The sequence below is a fragment of the Flavihumibacter petaseus NBRC 106054 genome (assembly GCF_000974785.1).
GTDB classification, from domain to species: Bacteria; Bacteroidota; Bacteroidia; order Chitinophagales; family Chitinophagaceae; genus Flavihumibacter; species Flavihumibacter petaseus.
In genome coordinates, this window is sequence record NZ_BBWV01000004.1 from 16,838 (window position 1) to 38,556 (window position 21,719).

Below are 21,719 nucleotides of genomic sequence, written 5' to 3' on the forward strand. Positions count from 1 at the left end.
AAAATGAAAAAGTCAATCATACACGGGGTCATAATACTGGCAATGACCACTTTTGCCGGATGTGATAAATACCTCGACAAACTGGATAACCCCAACCTGGTCACAGATCCACCGATCAACGGCCAACTGGCAACCGTTACTTATGAAACGGGCATGAACTGTTACCGGATGGGAGATGTAACCTCCTATTTCACACAATACCTGGCATCCAACCAACAGGCGAGCGATGCAGACATTTATAATGAAGTAGACTATTCTACAACCTGGAGTAATTTTTACGCAGCCATGATGAACATTCGCCAGATGATTGATAAGGCAGATGCGACCAGTGCGTTCCAGCACCGGGGTGTAGGCAAGATACTCATGGCTTACAACCTGAACATGCTGGTCACCACTTTTGGCGATGTTCCCTACAGCGAAGCCATGCAGGGACAGCAACTCCTTGTTCCCAAATTTGACAGCCAGACAGATTTGCTGCAAACCAGCTTACTATTACTGGAAGAGGGTATAGCCGACCTTCAACTCACCGGCGCTTCGGTGGAGTTGGGAACGTCCAATGATGTGATACATGGAGGCAATGCTGAAGCCTGGATCAAAACGGCCTATGCACTGAAGGCACGTTTCCTCAATCAGTTGTCCAAAACCAGCGCCTATGATCCGGCACAGATTCTGTCCACTCTTGAAAATGCCTATACCAGCAATGGTGACGATGCAGCGTTGATTGCCTTTGACGGCCGCAGCCCATGGAATCAGGCAGCTTATGACAATACGCAATTGCTCCTTGACGGATGGCTGAGTTCCCAGTTCGTAGACGCGCTGAACGGCACAACATTCGGCATCGAAGATCCACGTTTGCCGAAAATCGCTACACTCACCCAATTCGGCGATTACCGCGGTACTCCCAACGGAGCTGGTCGGATCGGTACGGGTACCGACGACGAAGAATCTTACCTGTCACTTGATGGCTATTATTCCAAAGGCGGCGCCCCGATCCTTCTCGTGACTTATGCTGAAATGAAATTCATCGAAGCAGAAGCTGCGTTCCACAACAACGACAAGGCGACTGCCTATGCTGCATACCTGGCAGGCATCAATGCACACATGAGCAAACTGGGCGTCAGTGATGCTGACCGCAATGCCTATGTAAACAACCCTGCAGTATCGGTTGGCGAAGATGACCTGACGCTGGACCTGATCTTTAAGGAAAAATATGTTGCCATGTTCCTGAATCCCGAATCCTGGGTAGATATGCGCAGGCATGATTACCAGTACAAGGACTTCGATCTGCCTGAACATGCAGCCATGAACACGTTCATTCGCAGGGTGGCTTATCCCACCATTGAAATCAGCAGAAACGGGGCCAATGTTCCTACCATTACCGGACTGGATGAAAAACTGGTCTGGGATGAATAACCCCAAAAAAAAGAGGGCCCTGAAAAGGGCCTTCTTTTTACCCTTAAACTTGTTTTGATGAAGCGACTTTTTCTATTGTTAATATCCCTCTGTTCCCTGCAGCTTTACGCCCGGGCGCAAGACCGCGACCTGCCGCCGCAGCTGGACCAGTACATATCCCAGGTGCTGAAAACTTTTGAAGTACCCGGCATGAGTATTGGCATCGTAAAGAATGGCAGGGTACTGCTGGCAAAAGGGTACGGCGTTAAGACGATGGGCAGCAATGACCCGGTTTCACCACGTACCCTTTTTTGCATTGCCTCCAATACCAAAGCATTTACTGCTACAGCCCTGGCCATACTGGCAGAAGAAGGTAAACTGCGCTGGGAGGATCCCGTGATCGATCACCTTCCCTGGTTCAGGATGTCGGACCCTGCATTAACCGCACAACTCACCGTCAGGGACTTGCTGGTGCACCATAGCGGGATTCCCGCCTATGGCGGTGATGTACTGATCTTTCCACCCTCTTCCTATTCCCGCAGGGCAATCGTGGAAAAGGTCAAAATGCTCCCGGTTAAATATCCGTTCCGTACAATATATGCCTATGATAACATTCTTTACCTGGCAGCAGGCGAACTCATCAGTACAGTATCCGGCATGCCCTGGGAAGATTTTATCAGGGTCCGCATCCTCGAAAAAGCCGGTATGAACAACACCGTTTCCAAATTTTCCCTGATCAGCAGGCAACCGGATGTATCCGGCGCCCACACACGTATTCATGGAGTCGTCACGCCCATCAATACTGTTTTCGACCAGGCGGTGGGCGATGCCGGCAACCCGGCCGGGGGTATCGCTTCCAGCGCACAGGATATGTGTCAGTGGCTTATTACCCAACTGGACTCCGGCAGAACACCATCCAGGGAAAGAATACTTAGTCCCGATGCAACTGCCGAATTATGGAAAATGGTCAGACCAATGCCCATTACCCGCCAACCTGTAGCATTAAAGGCTGCACAACAGGATTTTTATGGCTATTGTCTCGGGTTTCGCACCTACAACTACGGCGCCCACCGCATCATCGGCCACGGTGGAAAACTCGACGGGTTTGTTTCCCAGATCGCCATGGTTCCAGCCGAAGGACTCGGAATCGTGGTCTTAACCAACCAGGAATCAACAGGCGCTTATTGGTCAGTGATCTATCACCTGCTCGACTACTTCCTGAAAAATCCGAAACACGACTGGATCAATGGTTATAAAACACAGCAGGACAGCAGCCTGGCAAGGATCAAAAGAAGAACTACCTCACCCACTCCTTCAGCAGGGCAGAACCCCTCTCCTGCCTCCGATAAGATTTACGGCACATACACAGATCCATTGTACGGATCACTGACCATATCACAAACGCCCGGTGGCGCGGCGCTGCAGTTTGACGAAACACCGGTATTATCAGCCAGGCTTTCCTATTACAATTCCAACAGTTACCTGGCTACATTTACCAACCCATCCCTGAAAGCCGATTGCTTTGTCAACTTCTCGTTGCATCCGGACGGTTCCGTTTCCCAACTGACATTGCAGCTCTACGATCCGGATACCGACCTGAATTTTGACAACCTTGTATTCAAACCTGTAACAAAAATGCCATCCCTCACCGATACGGCCGGTATGCGCAAATCCATCAATGCCGTGCTCGCCACGCACCCGGAAGCGACCTATGGTATTGCGTTCAAAGACATAGGCAGCGGACAAACCTTCTATCACAATGAAAAGAGCAGTTTCCACGCCGCCAGCACCATGAAGACGCCCGTGCTGATCGAAACCTACAGGCAGGCTAAAGCCGGTAAATTCTCCCTCACGGATTCCATACTGGTCAAAAATACTTTCGCCAGCATCGTTGACGGCAGCCCATACTCCCTGGACGCTTCAGACGACAGTGAGTTTGAACTCTACCAGGCGATCGGAAAGCGGTTGCCCATCAACGATATCCTGTACCGGATGATCACCCGCAGCAGCAATCTCGCCACGAACATGATGATCGAACTTGTCGGTGCAGAAAATGTGATGGCAACCATGCGCAGCATCGGTGCCAATGACATCCGGGTATTGCGTGGCGTGGAAGATGACAAGGCTTTCGAAAAGGGACTTAACAATACCACCACAGCTTACGACCTGATGCTCATTATGGAACATATTGCGCGTGGCACAGCCATCGACCGGCAGGCTTCACAGGCCATGATCAGCATCCTGACTGACCAGTATTTCCGTGACATCATCCCGGCCAGGTTGCCGAAAGAAGTTAAAGTTGCCAGCAAAACAGGCTCTATCAATGGTATCTGCCACGACTCGGGCATCGTCTTTCTGCCGGATGGCCGTCGATATGTATTGATCCTGCTTTCCAAAGGGATCGCTGATCTCAATACGGCGAAGAGCGTGCTAGCGCAGGTTTCAGAAATTATCTACAAACATTATAATCCCTCACAACAATAACGATGAATCTTTCAGCATTGCAACCAGGCACCCAGGCAATCTGGGCAGGCGAATCTGACCAACACCCCAACGGTGCCGTTACCACGCCAATCGTCAACAGCGTCGCTTACGCCTACAATGATCTCGACCACTGGCATGATGTTGCCTTAGGCCGCAAGGATGGCTTCATTTACAGCCGCAATACCAATCCTACCGTTGCCGCACTCGAAGAAAAGATCCGCGTAATGGAAGGCGCTGCAGCCGCAACTTCATTTGCCACAGGCATGGGAGCGATCAGTAACACATTGTTCGCGTTAACGGGGCCCGGAAAAAAGATCGTATCGATAAAAGACACTTATGGCGGTACAAGCCGCCTCTTCCTGGACTTCCTTCCTGCATGGCAGGTTGCCGTTACCTTGTGCGACACCGAAGATCATGATGCCATAGAAGCTGCCATTTCCAAAGGCTGTGACCTTGTTTACCTCGAAACGCCCACCAATCCGACACTAAAGATCCTCGACCTGAAAAGACTTTCAGCCACTGCGCATCGCGTCGGAGCGATCGTGGTGGTAGACAACACCTTCGCTACCCCGATCAATCAGCTCCCGCTTACCTGTGGTGCAGACCTCGTACTGCACAGCGCCACCAAATTCCTGTGCGGCCATTCAGACGCCATGGGTGGACTGCTGTGCGGTAATGCAGAACTGGTGAATAAAGTTTTCCGTTTTCGTGAGATCAACGGTGCAAGCCTGCAGGCCGACCCCGCCTACCTGATCGCCAGGGGTATGAAGACCCTGGAGCTGCGGATTGAAAGACAGAACGCTTCAGCCATGAAGATTGCCTCCTTCCTTCAGCAGCATCCAAAAGTAAAATCGGTCTTCTATCCGGGCCTGCCCGGTCACAAGGGCCACGATATTGCCCGCAGCCAGATGAAAGGATTTGGCGGCATCCTCAGCTTTGCCCTGGATGGCGATTATGACTTCGTCAAAAAATTCCTGCCCTCTCTCCAACTGGTCCACCTTGCAGCCAGCCTGGGTTCTGTCAGTACCCTCGCTGGTCCGCCCCGCACCACCAGCCATGTGGAATTGACAGAAGAACAACGTAGATTGTTGGGGATACCCGAGAGCCTGATCCGGTATTCCGTCGGAATTGAAAATGTGGATGACCTGCTGGAAGATCTTTCCGGGGCATTATCCAGGCTGTAAACTGACACCCATGCTTCTGATTAAACGCACCATACTGTCCGCACTCTGCCTGTACGCCCCCGGCGCATTTGCGCAGACATCCATCAACACCCTGTCGCCGCTGGAAAACGCGATACAACATGAGCGCAAAAACTTCTTCTTTGTTGACGCCAAAGATTACGCTGTAAAAGATCCGAAACTGCCGATCGGGATTTTCGACTCCGGCACAGGCGGACTGGCTACCCTGAACGCACTCCTCACTGCCGATCAATACAACAACAGCACCGGTATGCCCGGAAGTGACGGCGTGCCGGATTTCAGTAAAGAAGAATTCATTTTTCTTGCCGACCAGGCGAACATGCCATATGGTAACTATTCCAGCGAAAAAAAATCGGATCTCCTGGTTGAACACGTACTGAAAGACGTTCAGTTCCTCCTGTCCGACAAATATTATGCTGATGCCGCGCAACACCAGTTCAACAAAGACAAGCGTCATATAAAGACTGTTGTGGTGGCCTGCAATACGGCAACTGCCTATGGCATTGACTATATCCGTTCCTTTCTCGATCGGTCTGGTATCAGGCTGAAAGTAATCGGCGTGATAGACGCCGGTGCCAAAGGGGTGCTGGATAGCATCCGGAAGGATGAAGCCGCTTCAGTAGCCGTTTTTGCAACAGTGGGTACGGTCGCTTCCGGCGGATACGAAAAAGCGATCCTCGCCATGAAGGAAAAGACAAACCATACCGGTCAGCTCATCGTATTCAACCAGGGCGGATACGGACTTGCTGAAGCGGTGGATGAAGAGCCGGATTTCGTCAACAGGAAAGCCGTTCAGCCAGCTGCTAATTATCGGGGCCCGTCACTTGAAAACGCAACCTATCGCATCGACAAAACACTGCTGGATATCTACAATTTCAATTTCGACCGCAACAAAATGTTGTGCGACAGCAGGAATACTGACGACTGCCAGGTATTGCAACTGAATGCTACCGAGAATTATGTGCGTTATCACCTGGTCTCTCTCCTGGAAAAAATGCGCAAGAGTGCCGGGGCGCCACCCTTAAAGGCAATTATCCTGGGTTGCACGCATTACCCCTATCTCGTCAATGAGATTCAACAAACGCTCAAAGACCTTTACAACTATCAGAAAAACGGCCAGTATATTTACCGTCCCCTGATGGCTGCAGACATCCGCCTCGTCGATCCTTCCGTGAATGTTGCCCGTGAATTGTATGGCTACCTGGCATCTGAAAAACTGATGAACCCATCCGGGAATCCGCTGCAATCAAGATTCTTTATCACGGTTCCAAATACCGACAACAAGGCGGTGATCACCGACAGCCTGGGTAGATTCACCTATGCCTACAAATACGGTCGCAGCGCCGGAAATGTGCAGGAATATGTGAAAGTGGTTCCTTTCTCGCGAAGCAATATCCCCGCAGAAACCTTTCAGCGATTTGCCTCGATGATCCCGGCAGCGAACCAGCTGATCAATTATGACCTGCAACGCAAAACGATTGATACGGCAATCCGCATCGCAGACAGTATGTACCGCGCCTTCGCACAAAGGGAGCATGCTCCTTCAGTTGTTTTTGGCATTGTAAAAGACGGCAGGCTGATCCACTTTGGCGGAGAAGGATTCAGCAACCTGGAAACACGTAGAAAAGCCGACTCGTCTGTTGCTTACCACATCGCCTCCATGAGCAAAAGCTTTATCAGTGTTGCCATATTGCAATTAAGGGATGAAGGCAAACTGCAACTGGATGATCCGGTGAGTCGCTACATTCCTGAAATAAAAGGCCAGCAGTTCAGCAAGGATGCCCCTGAATTAACCATCCGGCACCTGTTGACCCATGCTGCAGGATTCCCGGAAGACAATCCCTGGGGAGACCGCCAGCTGGGCATAACAGACAGCGCCATGCTGGCCATGTTCGCGCGGGGTATCTCCTTTTCTACTGCAGCAGGAACGCAGTATGAATACAGCAATATGGGATTTGCCATGCTCGGGTATATCGTAAGCCGCGTTTCAGGCAAGACCTATGAGGCCTACACACAGGAAAAGATCTTCAGACCGCTCGGCATGAACCATACATATTGGGAATACGATGATGTGCCTGCAGACCGCCTCGCCATCGGCTATCGCACGGTGAAAGACAAATGGGTAAAACAACCCATGCTGCACAGCGGTGCATACGGTGCCATGGGCGGACTCATTACTACGCTCGACGATTTTGTAAAATACCTGAACTTTCAGCTGGCAGCATGGCCGGCAAGGGATGATGCCGATTTCGGACCACTCAAAAGAAGTTCCCTTCGTGAAATGCAGCATGCCGCCAATATCAACACCCTGAATGCTTCCGCCGTGGCAGACGGAAGGTCATGCCCTGTAGTTTCCGCCTATGCCTATGGGCTGCGCTGGAGCAAAGACTGCAAAGGCAGGATCATGATCGGCCACAGTGGCGGCCTCCCCGGGTTCGGATCGAATTGGGTCATCCTGCCGGATTATGGCCTGGGACTGATCTGTTTCAGCAATCATACCTATGCCTCAGCCAGCGCGATCAACCAGCAGGTAGCCGACAAACTCCTCACCATTACAGGTTGGAAACCCCGTGCAATTCCGGCTTCTGCCATATTGCAGCAGCGGCGGCAGGAATTGATCTCCCTGCTGCCCGCCTGGGATACAACGGGAAAAGCATCAGCCTTTGCGGAAAATTTCTTCCTGGATTATTTTGTAAGTGAGTTGAAAAGCGAAACAGCTGATCTGTTTGCAAAAGCAGGCAGGATCATCCGTTATGGTGAAATGGAACCAGAGAATAACCTGCGGGGTAAATTTCTGATCATTGGTGAAAAGGCGACGCTGGAAGTTTATTTCACCCTCACACCGGAACAGCCGGCAAAGATCCAGGAATATCACCTCCGGGAAGTGCCCGTCAGGCGCTAGCCCGACGGCTTATGGAAACATACTGTATGATCTTCTGGCGAAGGTCATCCGGCCGGAAAGGCTTTGGAATAAAATCATTGAATCCTTTGTCGATCAGGTCAGCCTGCATATGGTCATATACTGCGGCAGTAAAGGCGATGATCGGGATATCAGATCCGCGTTTGCGGATCTGGGCCACTACACCGGCACCGTCCAGTTCAGGCATTTCAAGGTCTACCAGAAGGAGGTCAAATCGCTGGCTGCTATAATGTTGAATAGCTTCCAGTCCATTGACTGCTTCTGTAATATCGGCGTTCCATTTGCTCAGGAACCGCTTCACGATCATCATGTTCACCGGGTTGTCTTCCGCCACGAGAATCCTGATGCCGGAAAGATCTTCGAATTTTTCCGCAGGGGCCTCAATATAACTGTAACGGGTAGCCTCAATGGACAAAGTGAGTGTAAAGAAAAAAGTTGATCCCTGTCCGGGTGCACTTTCCACTTTCAGTTCTCCTCCCATCTTCTGCACGATATACTGGCTGATCGCCAATCCCAGGCCACTTCCGCCATACTTGCGCGTGGTCTCTGCATCTGTCTGATAAAACTTGTCGAATATGCGATGCTGCTTCTCCGGAGCAATACCGATACCCGAGTCCTTCACCGAAAACCGCAGGGTGATATTCGTGCTGCGTTTCATCAAAGCTTTCACTTCCACGAGGATCAGGCCTTCTGAAGTAAACTTGATGGCGTTAGACAACAAATTGTTCATCACCTGGTGCAACCGCATTTCATCCCCCATCACAATCAGTCCCTTCACCGCATCGAAATTGGTTTGCAGGGAAAGCTTTTTAGTATTGATAGGACTCTTGAACAGCCCGGTCACTTTATGCAACAGGTCGGAAAGGTTAAATGGAGCATTGTTCAGTTCCATTTTATCTGCTTCCAGCTTGCTGTAATCCAGGATATCATTCACCAGCTCCAGCATGTGTTCTGAGCTGTGTTTGAGCACATCGAGCATCTGGTTCTGACTGTCGAGATGTTGTTCCTGGTGCAGGATATTGGTGCTGCCGATGATGGCATTCAGCGGTGTGCGCAACTCATGACTCATATTGCTCAGGAAGCGGGATTTCACCTTCGCTGCGCGTTCTGCGCGCTCTTTCGCTTTCAGTGTTTCCACTTCTGCGATACGCACTTCGGTGATGTCAAGGATACTGATCTTGGCATAACGCTGCCGCTGGTGTTCAAATACCACAAAATTCGCATAGGCATAGATGGGTGCTCCCTCAGATGTACTGAACTCCATATTCCCGAACCAGGGTGAATGGGTCTTGTAGGATTCCGGGCTGAAAGCACTCAGCCTCGTGGCTGCTTCTTCTCCCAACAATGATTCGATCCTGCTCTGCAGCACGGTTTCCTTCCTGGGAAACCGGAAAAGTTCCAGTGCACGACTGTTGCAGTTAGCAACCATCAGGGATTCAAGGTCGATGATGAAAATGGCGTCAAGTGAAGTATTGAATATGGTGTCCCCCAGGGTTTTTTCACCCATAAGGTCAAGTTCTTTTTTATTGAGGGTCTTGAGGATAGAATAGGCAACGAGCCCGGTAATACACAGCGAGATGGCAAGGTTGATCCGGAAATTATAGATATAATGGATCTCGCCCTGGAAGGAATTGGTGGTAGAATAAGGTGCAATGATAAAGGTGACCCCGAAACAGATCAGCGTGGCGATCTCCGAAATAATCAGGTTTTTGGTGATTTTCGTGTCGATCAGGAAGATCATGGCAAAGATCACCGGGAAGAAATACATATATACCCCTGAGCGCAGCCCGACAAAGTAGCTGACCATCATGACACCGGCGTTGAAACTTATGATAACCAGCCATTTAGCGATTACCTCCCGGTTATACAGGCGTAGAAAATGGGCAGTCAGCAATGCAAAACAAGCCATCAGGCAGGCAAAGGCAGCACCATATTCCTTCATGACCGTGCAAAGGATCATATTTAGACCTGCCACCAGGATCCCTATTTCCGTGAGGGATTTCAGGGGGGAATGCGGGGCGTTTACCTGTTTCAGGTAGTAGTCCTCGGCCAGCTTTTCCCAATATCCGGCGATGATGGATAATATGTTGGTCCCTTTTTTCGTTTTCATTACAGGCGCTGCCGTTTGCATAGCGGCAATGACTAAACGAATCCAGGAAAACAAAAATTGTATCCTATGCAAGCCACTTCTACCAGGGCATTTCAGCTCAATACGGCATTCGATGTGAGCTTTCTTATGGAGATGCACGACAGTGACCTGTCGGCGATTTCTGCCATTTTGGTTACCTCCTCGCAACAGATCGCGGAAGAGCTGGATCGCTATATGATCCTGGCCCAGAAAGGCGACTGCAGTGAACTGAAACGCCGGGTGCACCTGGTGAAACCGTTGTGGGGATATTGCGGGTTACCGCAGATGCAGATGAAATATCAGCTGCTGGAACACTTTCTGGAAGAAAATCCGCCCCTGGAAAAAATGCTCTACCGCCTTCAGCAGGAACACGACCAGATCCAGGAAGGCATCAACCTGATCAACCAGGAAGCACTTCGCATCCATGAATACTTAAAACAACCTGCGTCATGAAAACGACTGCTGTAATTGTAGAAGACCTCGCCGTAGCTGCAGAAGTATTGCAGAAGTACTGCGTTAAAAGCGGCCGGGTTACGGTACTCAATACTTTTTCTAGCATTGAAGAAGCACTGCCTTTCTTATGCGACCAGGTGGTCAACCTGATCTTTCTCGACGTGGAAATGCCCGGCGGCAACGGGTTTGAGTTGCTGGACAAACTTCCCTATTCCCCGGAAGTGATCCTCACTACCTCCAAAACAGAATACGCCTACAACGCATTTGAATATAATGTGACAGATTTCCTCAAGAAGCCTTTTACCTATCAGCGTTTTCTTGACGCCCTGGGAAAACTGCGGGAGGTAAGCGAGAAAAAGGAAGAGACAGAAGACCTGTCCCACATCTATATTAAAAGTGATGGTAAGCTGATCCGCCTGGAAAATGACGACATCCTGTATATCGAAAGCATGGGCGACTATGTAAAATTCATCACCAACGAGAAGAAGATCATTACGCACAATACCATCAAGAACCTTACGACCAAGATCAATCCTTCTATATTCTGCAAAGTGCATCGTTCCTATATCATCAACATGAATAAGATCTCTGATGTGCGGGAAAACATGTTGTACATCAAGGGAACTATGATTCCCATCAGCAAAGCCAACCGCACTATGGTGATGAGCCGGTTAAAAATCATCTGATATTCACGCATATACAAAAAGAAGCGGGGACCAAATCTGGTCCCCGCTTCTTTTTGCCCATTCAACGGCATTTTCCGGCAGTCTGGCTAATAGAATCGTTTCCGGGGGATACTTTTTAGAATTTAGCCTCAGGTTGCTTTTCTCGTCAATGCCTGTTGAGATGCCGGAATTTCTGGAACCGGTGCCAATCTCAACAGGTTTTTTTATTTCCCCAGCCAATCACGCAGTGCAGCACTGACTTTTTCCGCTTCCACGAGGAAGCCATCATGCCCGTACGGAGAATCTATTTCAACATATCGGGCCTGGGGAAGGCTTTGTGCCAGTTTGCGCTGTTCTTCCGGCGGACATAATAAATCACTGGTAATGCCCATCACCAGCGCAGGCTGGGCCATCCCGTTGAGTACATGAACAGCATCCATGTTTCTGCCTCTGCCAATATGGTGACTGTCCATGCTCTTGGTAAGGATCCAGTAAGCCTGTGCATTAAACCTGCTGACCAGCTTTTCCCCCTGGTACCGGATATACGAAGCCGCTTTGAATCCGTCGACCTTCTCCGGATCAGGATCCTGCTGTTGCTGCACCATGAGCGAATAGTTGCGGTAGGTCAGCATGCCGATGGCCCGCGCAGCTTTTAGTCCCCGGCTGCCTGCAGCTGGATCCGGTTCCTGCCAGCTGGCATCTGCTTCGATGGCCAGTCTTTGCGACTCATGGATGGCAATTCCCCAGGCACTCTCCGTGGCAGAAGTTGCGATCAGGAAAATTCTTTTGATGACGGAGGGTTCCAGCAGCGCCCATTCCAGTACCTGGTACCCACCCATACTGCCGCCCATACAAAGGGCAATGCTTTGTATCCCCAACTCCTCCCGCAACAGGCGGTGCGCATTCACCTGGTCACGGATGGTGATGATCGGAAAACCGGCATAATAAGGAGAACCGGTTTCGGGATTGATGCTCAGCGGTCCGCTGCTGCCGTAGCAGGAACCCAGTATGTTGGCACAAACGATAAAATACCTTTCAGGATCAATGGCCCCCTGCTCCCCGACCACACCAGGCCACCAGGCCACCGCATCAGCATTGGCGGTCAAAGCATGACATACCCAAACAACATTGTCACCCTGGTTGTTAAGCTTTCCATAGGTGTGATAGGATATTTCCAGTTCAGGCAACACCCTACCATTTTCGAGAGAAAAGGGCGTTTTCGATACAAAACGATGCAGCATGACTGCAAAATAAACGCTCCCACCGTTACCTTTGTACGGAATTTTTTAAAACAGGCCAGATATGGTTAAGATTGATATTGTTCGCCAGGAAGGCGATTATGGATTTGCCGCTACCGATGCAAACGGTCATTCTGTAACGATGGACACCAGTCCGGAGACCGGTGGAAGCAATTACGGCATCCGTCCCATGCAAATGTTGCTGATGGGCCTGGGTGGCTGTTCCGGTATTGATGTGGTGAGCATCCTCAAAAAACAACGCCAGGAGATTAAGGCCTTTTCCATGCATATCGAGGGAGAAAGAGAAACCGGCAAAGAGCCTACGCTCTGGAAATCAGCCAAAATCGTATTCAATTTTGAAGGAGATATCGACCAGGATAAAGCCGAAAGAGCGGCACAGCTCTCGATGGAGAAATATTGCTCTGTGGCAGAGACACTGCGCAAAAGCGGTACCGATATCAGCTGGGAAGTGATCGTGAAAAAATAATCAGCATGCATCCTATTACACGGGCGATCCGCGCCCAGGTTGACCGCACCAACGAAATGGAGCACTCTCAGCCTATGTTCCTCACCAGTAGTTTTTGTTTCGACAACGCTGAAGAAATGAGGGCAGCTTTCGCTGACGAGACCGATGACAATATATACAGCCGTTTCAGTAATCCCAACGTACAGGAGTTCGTTGACCGCATGTGCGCGCTGGAGGGTACAGAAGCCGGTTTCGCTACCGCATCCGGCATGAGTGCCATCTTCGCCACGTTTATGGCTTTCCTGAAACAGGGAGATCACCTGCTCAGCTGCCGCAGTATTTTCGGCAGCACGCATACGGTGATCACCAAATACCTCAGCCGCTACGGCATCAGCCATAGTTATGTGGATGCCGGTGATATCGCCTCCTGGGAAGCACAGATCACCCCACAAACCAGGATGATCTACCTCGAAACGCCTACCAACCCGGCGCTGGAAATCATTGACCTGGCGGCAATCCGCGCGTTGTGCGACAAGCACAACCTTTTGCTGAACGTCGATAATTGTTTCGCTACCCCGATCGGGCAACGACCAATTGAGTACGGAGCCGACCTGATCGTTCATTCCGCCACCAAATGGCTCGATGGCCAGGGCCGTGTGCTGGGTGGTGTGGTATTGGGTAAGAAGGAACTGATCAAAGAGATCTACCTGTTCTGTCGCAGTACAGGGCCATCGCTTTCTCCTTTCAACGCCTGGGTATTAAGCAGAAGCCTTGAAACACTGGAAGTGCGCATGGAGCGCCATGCTGCCAATGCTCTGCATATCGCCAAAGCACTGGAAGGCCATCCTGCGCTGGAACAGCTGCGTTATCCTTCCCTGCCGTCTCACCCGCAACATGCCATCGCCATGAAGCAAATGAAAAACGGCGGAGGTATTGTATGCTTTGAATTAAAAGGCGGTATCGCAGCCGGCAGAAAATTCCTCGATGCACTCGAAATCCTGAGCCTTACCGCCAACCTGGGGGATACCCGCAGCATTGCGTCTCACCCGGCAAGCACCACGCATGCCAAGCTTACCGATGCAGAACGCGCGGCCGTGGGCATCGGGCCGGGACTGATCCGCATATCCGTGGGACTGGAACATCCTGATGACATACTGGCCGATATCCGCCAGGCGTTGGATCAGGCGAGCCCCACTTCGTAGTGGCGTTCAGGAATATCCACGTCAAGGAATCCTTTCTGGATAAGCCTTTGCTTGAATTGCTGCTGCACATCATATTCGCCGTGCACCAGGAATAATTTCTTGACGGCGCGGGGGTCCTGGCTCGCAAGAAACTGGCAGAGATCTTCATAATCCCCGTGCGCACTCATGCTCCGGAGCGAACCGATCTCGGCATGTACTTCGTGCTCGATGCCAAATATTGACACTTCCTTTTTACCGGCAACCAGCCTGCCGCCCAGTGAATTTGGTTCACAATAGCCCACCATGAGAATGGCGTTGCGGCTGTTCTCGATATTGTTGGAGATATGATGTTTCACACGGCCCGCTTCCGCCATGCCGCTGGCGGAGATGATCACACAGGGTTCATTGCGGAAGTTCAGCAACTTGGATTCTTCTACCGACCGGATATACCGCAACCCGGCAAATTTGAACGGATCATCATCACTTTGCAATACCTTCTGGATGGTCTTGTTGAAATAAGCCGGATAACGTTTGACGAGTTCTGTCGCCCGGATACTGAGCGGACTGTCCAGGAAATAATCCAGTGGTGGCAATCGCCGTTCCAGTTCGAGCTGGTTCAGGGAGTAAAGAATTTCCTGGGTACGGCCAACACTGAAGGCGGGAATGATCAGTTTACCCCGTTTTTGCAGGCAGGTCTTTTCAATCCATCCCAGCAACTGGTCGGGCGTTGTGGTCTGAAGATCATGCAGGCTGTTGCCATAAGTGGATTCGATCAGGATATAGTCTGCCTGGGGGAACACATCAGGCGAGCGGAGGATCACATCGCGGTAACGTCCCACGTCACCACTGAAGGTGACCTGTTCTGTTTTGCCGTTTTCGGTGATCCGCAAATGCACGGCAGCACTGCCGATGATATGACCGGCATCGGTGAAGAGTACCTCTACACCCTCGTCGATTTTAAACCAGTTGTTGTATTCCACTTCCTGGAAGAGACCAAACGACGCTTTAGCATCATCAAGTGTATACAGGGGCTTTATATAGGGCTGCCCCGAAGCCGCTCGTTTCTTGTTTACATACTTCACATCGTCTTCCTGGATCTCGGCAGAATCCTCCAGTAAGATCGTGGCAAGCTCCCTGGTTGCCGGCGTACAGAAGATCGGACCATTGAATCCGTCTTTCACCAGCTTGGGGATCAGTCCGCAATGGTCGATATGGGCATGCGATAAAACAAGGTAATTCACTTCTGACGGCTCGAAACCCCAAATACGGTTGAGTGCATCTGTTTCCCGCCCCATCCCCTGGAACATTCCAGAGTCCAGCAGGATTTTCTTGCCATTCTTAAGGGTCAGCAGGTGTTTGGAGCCGGTAACGGTACGGGCGGCGCCATGGAAAGCAATTTTCATGATGATCGTTTTTTAAATGACCAGGTGATATGAAAGGTGGCAACTGGTTTACCGGCCAAATCCGTTCCGGTTGCTTCAACGGTGATCGTTTGTGCTTCGCCGGTAGCCACTGCCAAATCTACCACTTTAGCAATCTCCCCGCCCGCCCTGCAGGTGAATTTTGTGCGGCCGGTTGCCTTGCTGTGAAATACGGCATCAATTCCCGTTACCAGCATGGATATAGCAGGCTGCCGTTTGTAGGTGCTGGCAAAGGCCAGTACACCGGAACTCATTTCGGCTGCCATCGCCAGGCAGGCAAAATAGGTGGACCGGAAGGGATTGGTGGTAAACCATTTGTAAGGAACAGAAACTGTACAGGCATGTTCGTCCACTGCTTCCACCCGTACCCCCGAAAAATACGCGGCAGGTAGCTTGGACAACAGGAACATCCGGAATTTCAGCGGATGGGTTGCCAGTTGAAAAAATTGTTGCTGATGGCTTGTCATGTTACCTGTTTTTTGTGATCTCCACTACACAAGCCATAATCTGGTCCGGATCTGAATTTCCGGAAAACTGCATCGTTCCGCGTGCGGTAGTGCTGTACCCCGCCGATTTCAACAGCTTGCTGCCCAGTGCATTGTTTACCCGCGTGGAATAATCGGTTCCCGGGTTTTTGCTGATGGCAGTGTTTATGGCATACCAGTCCAGCGGCTGCTTGCTGAGCACCACAGTGATCATGTCACGGGTGCCGATGCTGTCCGGTGTCATGCTCTTGTCTTTCGGAAAAAGCCGGTAACCGGTAATGCCGCAGAAAGGTGAATATTTCGTTTTGCTCTGGTCGTCTTTGTTCGGATAGGGAAACAGCGTATAGCTGGTACCGTCAGTTTCCTTTCCGAAAACGTATACATAACATTCGCTGCTGTTTTTCACTTCCATTTTAAACAGGCTTCCGGCACGCAGGGAGGAGGTTGTCACAAACTGGTTGCCGGTTCCCTGTTTCAGGGTGATATATCCTTTCGGTTCCACTTTTTTTCCGGTGTTCACCACTTCCATCAGGCCAATCTCGCCAGTAAGCGGCGTATTCGCCATAACACCCATCTGGTGCATCGGTTCCACGCCGTATGCTTCCCTCACATAGTAGTTGAAATCTCCGTACCGCACCCACGCAAACCCGTTTACCCCCCACTCCTTTCCCCAGCTGTTCATGATCAGGAAGGAGCCGCCATATTTCCGGTCATCATACCCTACCACGCACATCGCATGTCCGCCGAAACCCATCATGCTGCGATCACTTTCGGAAGGGATCCACACATCTTTTCCCATCATGTCTTTCATAAAGCTTTGTCCCACCATCATGCCGATCACTACCGGTGCACCCTGCGCAAGATTCTCCTTGATGGCGCGCAGATCAATGGCATCCGTACAGTCGCCCTGCGACAACCGGTTGAAACCGCGCATCCGGAACTGTCCCGCCTCCCTTACCTGTTCCTGCGACGGCGTTCGGGAACAATCCTGGTCGGTATACGGAAACTGCTCGTACGGAACCGCACCCTGTTTGGTCATGAACTCCATGGCGCGTACAATATAGGAACCCTGGCAACCGTCAAGGCCGATCTGGTTGTACAGGAATGCAGGGCTAAATCTTACACTGTTGGGATCCTGGCCACTCTTGCTGGCTTCCAGTATCGTGCGGGCACCATAGGCACTGCTCCAGGCAACGCAGGAACCCTGCGCACCCTGGTCGCCCACTGCGGGTGCAAAACGCTGCAGGTTGGCAGCTTCCGGTAAAGGATTTTTGGAATTGTCTTCAGCGAGTGGTTCATAGATCGCGGCCCGTTCGAACTGGCGCGGGTCCAGGAATCCCCCGGTGGCCAGCTGGGCCAGGTTGCCGACACTACCCATATTGCAACCACCGCGGCCCATCACAAAATAGAGCAGACCCCCAATCACGAGAATAACCAGAAGACCTTTACCACGAAAGAGGGATAATAATAGCGGTAGCAAACCGATTAGTCCGCCACCACCACCCGGGAAACCACCCCCGCCGCCACGGCCGGGAAATCCACCTCCTCCACCACTATTGTCGTTGTACTGTTCGGGATCCTGGGGATCATCGGTCATCCGTATAGGCATAACAAGAGCATTTAGGGATACTCAAGTTATGACATATAACACAATTTATTAATGACGATTAAATTCGGGTGAGAGATTTCCATCAGTCCACTTGGCCGTAGCTTTTTTATCCGGACGGGTCATATAACCAATCGAAATTAAATGCTGATAAGTGATGTTCGCCCGCCCGATTCATGTACTTGTTTCAATAAGAATTGAGTTGAAAGTCGTTTGACGAGTTTGAACTGAAGATTGGATTCTGCAAATAGCTTATGTGACAATGCTACGCCCAACTTGCATAAAACCAAAAGTTAGCTGCTGGCTTTCTTCATTGTACCATCATCATTGATAAACCGGAATTCATGGTCTTGATTGATTACTTGGCCCCCAGCTTGCAGGAAACTTCCAAACAATCCACGCCAGTCTTCAACACCATTTACTCTATCCGTGTCCCACCGGATTAAGCCATACAAGTTGTTGCCTTCGGTCTTTTCCAAAACAACACCAAATTCATTTTGTAGTGAAACTTTAGTTCCAACTAAAAAGTCTTGATTTCTTTTCCACTTGTCAGTGATGCGAAAGATGTTGTCGCCTATCTTTTTGCCGTTTTGTCCAGCGAATGTGTCCCACTCTTTTGTTGGCATAAACCATTTCCAAATTGCAGTAAAGTCTGCAACATTGTCGCCTTTTATTTCATAAAGCTCCTCTATAAAATCGCTCCTGAATTTTTCAAGTTCATTACTTTGCTTGTCTTTAGCAATGTCGTTTAGAAGTTTTTCCACCTCATTTAAATTATCAAATAGTTCAAACAATTCCCACTTTTTCCAATAGTCAACTTTGGATAGATTACGAGAATTATGCTTTTTGAAAAGTCGTTTGAACATAAGGGTTGTTTGAAGCTCGCAGCTAACGGCCAGTGCTTTATGTAAGTTGAGAATTAGTATTCCGCCTTCCTATAACCGCTGCTGAATGAAAATATAAAGTTCAATTTTAGAACTGAAGTCCAAAGTTACTTGCTCTGCCCGAACCACAGCCTTGACCTGCAATTAGCTGATATTACAACGTCTTGCCCAACTTGCATAAGACCCCATGTTGGCAGTATTTGTTTTCACATTCCATCTTCACGTTTTGACAACCATCCTCTATACTTGTTCCTATAATCTTCTTTTGTCAAAATGTCTTTAAGTACAAAGTCAACGCCACCGTCATACGGCGCAACAATTACGTTTTTGTCAAACGAAATGAAAAATGCTCTTGTATTGTCATTTGCGATTTCTCTTAAAAGCTTGTCGTGATATTTTGGCTTCCAAATTGTTTTTGCAAAAGCTGGTTTGTAAATGTCTGGCTCATCATATTGTTCAGAGTAATTTCTATTCAATTGAATATTATCAAGCTTTACAAAAGAAAAAGGTTTGAATATTTCTTCTTCGTCAGTAATGTGTATTTGTCTGTTTTCGCCCCAATTATATTCTCCTGCTACAATGAAAATTTGTGTGTCAGGTCCAAACAAGTCTGTAAATATTTCGTTTTGTCTTGAGAGAAGAATTTGCCATTCGTTTTCATCTTCTGGATAACGCTTTGAATCGGGCAAACTATGAATTCTAAACCACCTGTCAGAATAGTCGTGTTTAAACTGATACGAAATAGGAACTGTGTCTGGGTAATGTAAAGTCCATAGTTTTTGAAAATTTTCTTTAGTCATCGGGTCGTTTTACATTTACAGCCACCGGACAGGGCTTTATGCAGGTTGGGAATTTGAGTTCCGTCCGCACACAACCACTGTTGACTGAAAAACGAATGTTGAAATTAAGAACTAAAGTTCAATATTGTTTGTCCAGCCTGAACCAAAGCCTGGATTTGCAATGGCTGATGTTGCAATGTCGAGCCAACTTGCATAAAACCCAATATTGGCGGCTGGGCTCCTATCAACGAAATTTTATTCCTTCCTTTTCAAGTTTGTCTGCTCCTGGTAAAACCCCAAAACCTCCAATTTGTCTTATTGCAAGTTTGTTGTGTATTTGGTATTTCAGTTTCCGTGAAGTTGCCTGAATTTCTGTCCAGTCCCACGAGCTAACACTGCCATTGAATTTATTAATTCCTTCGTTTTTTAAAGCTCCGGCTTCGTTGAAATGTCCAATATGTGATTGATTGAGTTCGTTGTTTTTTAGACCGCCGAAATACAATTGAATAAGTCCCCATCCGTCTGTCGAGTAGCGAAAGGTATGTCCCTTACATCGCTTCGGGTCAAGGTCAATTTTTCTAAATATTGGTTGTCCTTTATGACGAGGTGTCCACAGTTGAAATGTTACAGCAAACTTGTCACCATTGAAAAGGTCAAACTTTGAGGAAATATCATCGACACTTTTATAATTACAAATCTCTTGTCCATAAGGTGAACCTAAGTCATAAACTCGCAAGTCAGTTTCACTGAATATATATTCAAGAATTTGAAGTTTATCTGCCTTGTCTGCGAAAAAGTCGTAAGTCATATTTTAGAAGCAAAATGTCTGTTTAGCCTTGCCACCAATGAACAGGGTTTAAGCAGTATGGGTATTTGAAACCCTACTGCCTCACACTGGATTCAAAAGCAAAATAGTTATTTTATTGGCCTGCACATATTGCTTGAAACCCATATTAGCAGCGGTCACAAAAATGTCGATTCAAGTCAATCGGGGGTAATAAGGCTAACTCTATCTCCTTCCTTGAAGCTCTTGTCGAAAAACCGTTCCATATCGAATGGTCGAAAACAAAAAATGTCTGGTCGTGATTCACCATTTTCATTGTGCAAAGGTTGAATATCGGTGTAATTATAAACCCGCAAGTCTCTGAGCACCGAACCCTCGGAAACTGTAAAATCATTTTCCAATCCTAAATGCTTGGCGAATAGTACCAAACCACGATTATGATGAATAATCACTTTTATAATCTCAAACTCTCGAACCATAACAGGAGTGCACCTGTTGCTGTTAGTAAATCCTCATTGTCTTCTAAGTACTAACGTGTCGTTAGTACTTTCGTGATGACATGTATAAATATTTGTCTGATAACCAGGCTTGCTAAGTTCCACTGATACCTCATTATCTCTGGCACTTTTAGTAGAAAACTTTAAATCAAAATGCCCGTCAATGGAGGACTTAGTTTCTGCAAATTCAAGTTCTCTTCCGTTCAAATCTTTAATTGTTCTCACCAATACTTCTTTCACTGGCAAACCAGTTTTTTCATCGATGACAACTCCTGATACATGTGTATCAAAAGTGCAGCTGGTTAAAAACAATACTATGCAAACAAAAGAAATTTTCATAATCACTGCTAACGTACGTGTTTATGTAATATAAGCAAATAGACGCAGTTGCATGTTGATAACCAGTTGGTGGCCAATGAAAAAAGTTGCGCAACGTGTATTGCATGATTGCGTCAATGCGCAATCGATTTACACTCGCAACAACTAGATACAAGCGGCACTGGAATTTAGGCAATGCTTCGCCCCATTACTAACGCATCCGGGTATAATAATAGAAATTTTCCGTCGTGCCTGCAACAGGATTTATATGGATTTTTCCGGTTGCGCAATGTTTTACAATAAACACTATGGAATGCTACTACCCAACCTGTTTTCGGGAGGTCAGGCACTGGCTATTTCAAATGATGTCAATATTTTCTTGATGATGTCATTCCAGCCGTTCTTCCATAAACCTGTCTCGGTCTCAGTAGATACAAACCATAATCTATCCCCTTTCCTTTTATAAATCGACATACAAGTCAGGTTATGGTCTGAAGCAGTGTAAGAAATATACCAGGACCTGATCCCTTTTTCCACACCATGTAATATCCGAGGTTTCCATTCAGCCGGAAGATGTTCTATTTGCAAAATAAGATCTTCCATATGCTGGTCAGGAAAAGTAAGGCCCTCACGAACCGAGATAAAAATCCCCCCTTTGAACTTATCCGATGTAATACTGAGAACTCCCGCTTCATCTGTCTCAATTTTCCAGCCTTCCGGATATTGGATGGAATAGTTTGCCTCTTTGTTTTCGTATGTAGACAACGTAACAGGCGCTTTTTGGCCAAAGATGCTGTTCCAAATTCCCATAATAAT

Annotated in this window: 18 protein-coding genes; 8 read left to right on the plus strand and 10 right to left on the minus strand. The window is 48.7% G+C overall.

Annotation, left to right across the window (positions count from 1 at the left end; all coding sequences use genetic code 11):
- Window positions 1-3: 3 nt before the first annotated feature.
- From FPE01S_RS19465 to FPE01S_RS25735, 4 genes are read left to right on the plus strand one after another with little or no spacing between them, the layout of a single operon-like run.
- On the plus strand, window positions 4-1,413 hold the full coding sequence (locus FPE01S_RS19465; RefSeq protein WP_046370782.1) for a SusD/RagB family nutrient-binding outer membrane lipoprotein: 1,410 nt from the start codon (window positions 4-6) through the stop codon (window positions 1,411-1,413).
- Window positions 1,414-1,470: 57 nt separating this feature from the next.
- Window positions 1,471-3,876 carry a serine hydrolase gene (locus tag FPE01S_RS19470; RefSeq protein ID WP_046370783.1) on the plus strand — a complete coding sequence of 802 codons (2,406 nt, stop codon included), beginning with the start codon at window positions 1,471-1,473 and terminating at the stop codon, window positions 3,874-3,876.
- Window positions 3,877-3,878: 2 nt separating this feature from the next.
- A complete protein-coding gene (locus FPE01S_RS19475; protein ID WP_046370784.1) occupies window positions 3,879-5,060 on the plus strand; it encodes a cystathionine gamma-synthase family protein in 1,182 nt (393 codons plus the stop codon).
- 10 nt (window positions 5,061-5,070) lie between these two features.
- Entirely contained in the window at window positions 5,071-7,980 is a 2,910-nt protein-coding gene (locus FPE01S_RS25735; protein ID WP_083990347.1) for a serine hydrolase, read from the plus strand.
- On the opposite strand, the gene FPE01S_RS25135 is transcribed toward FPE01S_RS25735, so the two are convergent.
- On the minus strand, window positions 7,970-10,108 hold the full coding sequence (locus FPE01S_RS25135) for a PAS domain-containing hybrid sensor histidine kinase/response regulator (protein WP_169749195.1): 2,139 nt from the start codon (window positions 10,106-10,108) through the stop codon (window positions 7,970-7,972). The two genes, FPE01S_RS25735 and FPE01S_RS25135, sit on opposite strands and share 11 nt — an antisense overlap.
- Before the next feature lie 66 nt (window positions 10,109-10,174).
- Between FPE01S_RS25135 and FPE01S_RS19495 the strand changes: the two genes are divergently transcribed.
- On the plus strand, window positions 10,175-10,579 hold the full coding sequence (locus FPE01S_RS19495; RefSeq protein ID WP_046370785.1) for a hypothetical protein: 405 nt from the start codon (window positions 10,175-10,177) through the stop codon (window positions 10,577-10,579).
- The gene (locus tag FPE01S_RS19500) at window positions 10,576-11,265 is read left to right on the plus strand and encodes a LytR/AlgR family response regulator transcription factor (protein WP_046370786.1); all 690 of its coding nucleotides are present in this window, start codon (window positions 10,576-10,578) and stop codon (window positions 11,263-11,265) included. Before FPE01S_RS19495 ends, FPE01S_RS19500 begins: the two co-directional genes overlap by 4 nt.
- 203 nt (window positions 11,266-11,468) lie before the next feature.
- On the opposite strand, the gene metX is transcribed toward FPE01S_RS19500, so the two are convergent.
- On the minus strand, window positions 11,469-12,485 hold the full coding sequence (gene metX / locus FPE01S_RS19510) for a homoserine O-acetyltransferase MetX (protein ID WP_046370788.1): 1,017 nt from the start codon (window positions 12,483-12,485) through the stop codon (window positions 11,469-11,471).
- Between the two features lie 61 nt (window positions 12,486-12,546).
- Here metX and FPE01S_RS19515 point away from each other — a divergent pair, with 61 nt between their 5' ends.
- Entirely contained in the window at window positions 12,547-12,969 is a 423-nt protein-coding gene (locus tag FPE01S_RS19515; protein WP_046370789.1) for an OsmC family protein, read from the plus strand.
- Between the two features lie 5 nt (window positions 12,970-12,974).
- A complete protein-coding gene (locus FPE01S_RS19520) occupies window positions 12,975-14,150 on the plus strand; it encodes an O-succinylhomoserine sulfhydrylase (RefSeq protein WP_046370790.1) in 1,176 nt (391 codons plus the stop codon).
- Here FPE01S_RS19520 and FPE01S_RS19525 read toward each other — a convergent pair.
- From FPE01S_RS19525 to FPE01S_RS19565, 8 genes are all read right to left on the minus strand, one after another.
- Window positions 14,129-15,532, minus strand: a complete 1,404-nt coding sequence (locus tag FPE01S_RS19525) for an MBL fold metallo-hydrolase (RefSeq protein ID WP_046370791.1) — start codon at window positions 15,530-15,532, stop codon at window positions 14,129-14,131. The two genes, FPE01S_RS19520 and FPE01S_RS19525, sit on opposite strands and share 22 nt — an antisense overlap.
- Window positions 15,529-16,017, minus strand: coding sequence for a DUF4442 domain-containing protein (locus FPE01S_RS19530; RefSeq protein ID WP_046370792.1), 489 nt, complete (start codon window positions 16,015-16,017; stop codon window positions 15,529-15,531). Before FPE01S_RS19530 ends, FPE01S_RS19525 begins: the two co-directional genes overlap by 4 nt.
- A 1-nt stretch (window position 16,018) precedes the next feature.
- The gene (locus tag FPE01S_RS19535) at window positions 16,019-17,644 is read right to left on the minus strand and encodes a C1 family peptidase (RefSeq protein ID WP_046370793.1); all 1,626 of its coding nucleotides are present in this window, start codon (window positions 17,642-17,644) and stop codon (window positions 16,019-16,021) included.
- A gap of 290 nt (window positions 17,645-17,934) precedes the next feature.
- The gene (locus tag FPE01S_RS19540) at window positions 17,935-18,507 is read right to left on the minus strand and encodes a hypothetical protein (RefSeq protein WP_046370794.1); all 573 of its coding nucleotides are present in this window, start codon (window positions 18,505-18,507) and stop codon (window positions 17,935-17,937) included.
- Window positions 18,508-18,731: 224 nt separating this feature from the next.
- Window positions 18,732-19,325 (minus strand): DUF3885 domain-containing protein, encoded by a 594-nt coding sequence (locus FPE01S_RS19545; RefSeq protein WP_046370795.1) that lies wholly within the window; start codon window positions 19,323-19,325, stop codon window positions 18,732-18,734.
- 223 nt (window positions 19,326-19,548) lie between these two features.
- Window positions 19,549-20,112, minus strand: a complete 564-nt coding sequence (locus FPE01S_RS19550; RefSeq protein ID WP_046370796.1) for a hypothetical protein — start codon at window positions 20,110-20,112, stop codon at window positions 19,549-19,551.
- A 488-nt stretch (window positions 20,113-20,600) separates the two neighbouring features.
- Window positions 20,601-20,924, minus strand: coding sequence for a hypothetical protein (locus tag FPE01S_RS19560; RefSeq protein ID WP_046370798.1), 324 nt, complete (start codon window positions 20,922-20,924; stop codon window positions 20,601-20,603).
- Window positions 20,925-21,245: 321 nt separating this feature from the next.
- A complete protein-coding gene (locus tag FPE01S_RS19565) occupies window positions 21,246-21,713 on the minus strand; it encodes a hypothetical protein (protein ID WP_046370799.1) in 468 nt (155 codons plus the stop codon).
- Between the last annotated feature and the right edge of the window lie 6 nt (window positions 21,714-21,719).

Bases quoted from the DNA above. Each gene is read 5' to 3' on its own strand.
- FPE01S_RS19545 (WP_046370795.1), bottom strand. From the start codon at position 19,325: ATGACTAAAGAAAATTTTCAAAAACTATGGACTTTACATTACCCAGAC.
- FPE01S_RS19530 (WP_046370792.1), bottom strand. From the start codon at position 16,017: ATGACAAGCCATCAGCAACAATTTTTTCAACTGGCAACCCATCCGCTG.
- FPE01S_RS19565 (WP_046370799.1), bottom strand. From the start codon at position 21,713: ATGGGAATTTGGAACAGCATCTTTGGCCAAAAAGCGCCTGTTACGTTG.
- FPE01S_RS19515 (WP_046370789.1), top strand. From the start codon at position 12,547: ATGGTTAAGATTGATATTGTTCGCCAGGAAGGCGATTATGGATTTGCC.
- FPE01S_RS19495 (WP_046370785.1), top strand. From the start codon at position 10,175: ATGCAAGCCACTTCTACCAGGGCATTTCAGCTCAATACGGCATTCGAT.
- FPE01S_RS19475 (WP_046370784.1), top strand. From the start codon at position 3,879: ATGAATCTTTCAGCATTGCAACCAGGCACCCAGGCAATCTGGGCAGGC.
- FPE01S_RS19465 (WP_046370782.1), top strand. From the start codon at position 4: ATGAAAAAGTCAATCATACACGGGGTCATAATACTGGCAATGACCACT.
- FPE01S_RS25135 (WP_169749195.1), bottom strand. From the start codon at position 10,108: ATGAAAACGAAAAAAGGGACCAACATATTATCCATCATCGCCGGATAT.
- FPE01S_RS19550 (WP_046370796.1), bottom strand. From the start codon at position 20,112: ATGACTTACGACTTTTTCGCAGACAAGGCAGATAAACTTCAAATTCTT.
- FPE01S_RS19535 (WP_046370793.1), bottom strand. From the start codon at position 17,644: ATGCCTATACGGATGACCGATGATCCCCAGGATCCCGAACAGTACAAC.
- FPE01S_RS19520 (WP_046370790.1), top strand. From the start codon at position 12,975: ATGCATCCTATTACACGGGCGATCCGCGCCCAGGTTGACCGCACCAAC.
- FPE01S_RS19560 (WP_046370798.1), bottom strand. From the start codon at position 20,924: ATGAAAATTTCTTTTGTTTGCATAGTATTGTTTTTAACCAGCTGCACT.
- FPE01S_RS19470 (WP_046370783.1), top strand. From the start codon at position 1,471: ATGAAGCGACTTTTTCTATTGTTAATATCCCTCTGTTCCCTGCAGCTT.
- FPE01S_RS19525 (WP_046370791.1), bottom strand. From the start codon at position 15,532: ATGAAAATTGCTTTCCATGGCGCCGCCCGTACCGTTACCGGCTCCAAA.
- FPE01S_RS19500 (WP_046370786.1), top strand. From the start codon at position 10,576: ATGAAAACGACTGCTGTAATTGTAGAAGACCTCGCCGTAGCTGCAGAA.
- FPE01S_RS19540 (WP_046370794.1), bottom strand. From the start codon at position 18,507: ATGTTCAAACGACTTTTCAAAAAGCATAATTCTCGTAATCTATCCAAA.
- FPE01S_RS25735 (WP_083990347.1), top strand. From the start codon at position 5,071: ATGCTTCTGATTAAACGCACCATACTGTCCGCACTCTGCCTGTACGCC.
- metX (WP_046370788.1), bottom strand. From the start codon at position 12,485: ATGCTGCATCGTTTTGTATCGAAAACGCCCTTTTCTCTCGAAAATGGT.